Source organism: Rhizobacter sp. P2_D12, from assembly GCF_056404395.1.
In genome coordinates, this window is the sequence record NZ_JBFUEB010000261.1 from 1 (window position 1) to 1,986 (window position 1,986).

Sequence of the window (1,986 nt, forward strand, 5' to 3'; positions counted from 1 at the left end):
CTGCTGATGTGGGCGTCGGCAGCTGCGTAAAAGACTTGCTTGCCCTGGCGCTCGGCCTTGACGATGCGGGCTGCGCGCAGCAGGCGCAGGTGGTGGCTGACCAGTGAACTCGACAGCGACAGCGTGCCGGCGATGTCGCCCACGGCGGTCGGCTGCGTCAGGCAGGCCAGCACGATGCGCAGGCGCGTCGCGTCACCCAGCAGGTGGAACAGGTCGGCCAGCTGGCCGATCGCTTCTTCGGGCGGCGGGGCGATCGGCTGGGCGGCCGGGTGCGTGTGGGCGTGTTCGTGCATGCGACTGTAACATGTGAATAGGTGTTCACATGTTAGAGCAAAGGCCCGTGGCGGGCAAGCACGGCGTGGCGCGCGGTGTGGCGCAATACCGGTTCAGTGCCGTGGTTTGTTGCTCACCTGCCCATCGTCATCCCGCATCTCCGGCTGCCCCAGCCCCAGCTTCTGCAACTGTGGCAGGATCTTGCGCCGTTCGCCCACCGCGACCACGATCATCCGGTCCGGATCGAGCCAGCGGCGCGCCACCGCCTGCACGTCGTCGACGCCGACATTGGCCAGGTGCGTGGCGAGGTTATCGTAGTAATCCGGCGGTAACCCGTAGACAAACAACTCCGTCAGGCTCGCGCCGATGTCGGCGTTGGTCTCGAACTGCCCCGGCAGCGACAGCAGCTGCGCATTGCGCGCCGCTGTCAGTTCGTCGCTGGAGATCGGCTGCTCACGCAGCAGCGCGACTTCGCGCAGAATTTCGCGCACCGCTTCGCCGGTCGCGTCCTGCTGAACGCTGGCTTCCACCGAAAACGGCGCCGGCTGGCGGTCGTAGTCGAAGTGCGAATGGATGCCGTAGGTCAGGCCGCGCGTCTCGCGCAGGTTGTTGTTGAGCCGGCTCGAGAACATCCCGCCCAGCACCCCGTTCATGATTTGCAGGGCCGGGAAGTCGGGTGTGTCGCGCGCCGGGCCCATCGTCGCCACCTGCAGCGCTGTCTGGCCGGCGTCGGGTTGGTCGATCACGACCAGGCGCGCAGCCGTCGGTTTGGCCGCGCCAACCGCAGCCGCTGGGGCATCAAACGCCGTCCAGCCGCCGAACTGCGCCTGCGCCAGTGCTTCCAGTTCGGCGCGCGTGATGTCGCCCGTAACCACCAGCGCCGCGTTCGACGGCACGTAATGGCGGCGCCAGAAGCCGACGATGTCGTCCCGCGTCGTGCGCCGGATGGCCGGCTCCAGGCCCAGCTGGCCATAGCCTTTCGGATGGCCGGCACCGAACAGTGCGCCCGCCGCCGCCAGCGCCGCCACGGTTTCCGGGTCGTCGCGCTGCTGCGTGAGCGCGCCGAGGCGGTCTTGCCGCTGGCGCTCGATCTCGGCGGCCGGGAAGGCCGGGCGCTGAACGATGTCGGCGACGATGTCCAGCGCGCGTGCAAAGGTGGACGTCAGGGCCAGCAGCGACACGGTCGAGACGTCGTCGCTGCTGCCCGTGTCCATGAACGCGCCCAATTGGGCGATGTCGTCGGCGATGGCGGGTGCACTGCGCGTGGCCGTACCTTCTTCCAGCATCTGGGCAGTAAAACCGGCCAGGCCCGGCAGGTCGGACGGATTGGCGGCGCCGCCGCTGCGCACCACGAGCTGGCTCGACACGAGCGGCAGCGCCGGATTGCGGTAGTGGATGACGGTCAGGCCATTGGCCAGCGTGAAGGTCTCGCCCCGCGGCTGCTTGAAGCGCGGCGCCGGGCCGGCCTTGGGCGGCGTTGCGCGCCACGCTTCGGCCACGTTGACCGGGGCCACCGGCGTCGGCGCGGCAGCGGTGCGGACAGCCTTGCCAATGCGCGGATCGTCCACCTTCGGCTTGCCCGGCACGCCCGTGACCACCGCACGCGCCTGCTGCGGCAGCCAGGTCTGCACCGCGCGCTGGACGGCGGCGGCGTCGATGCGGCGCAGGCGCGCCAGGTCCTTGTCCAGGTAGCCAGGGTCGCCCGTGTACAGG

At 69.6% G+C, this 1,986-nt stretch carries 2 protein-coding genes; both read right to left on the minus strand.

Going from position 1 to position 1,986, the window contains the following annotated elements; all coding sequences use genetic code 11:
- Positions 1 to 293 (minus strand): metalloregulator ArsR/SmtB family transcription factor (locus AC1DYN_RS32260; RefSeq protein WP_477966831.1); only part of this gene is annotated, 293 nt, incomplete at its 3' end.
- 93 nt (positions 294 to 386) lie between these two features.
- The coding region (locus tag AC1DYN_RS32265) for a M16 family metallopeptidase (protein ID WP_477966833.1) at positions 387 to 1,986 on the minus strand (1,600 nt) is incomplete at its 5' end.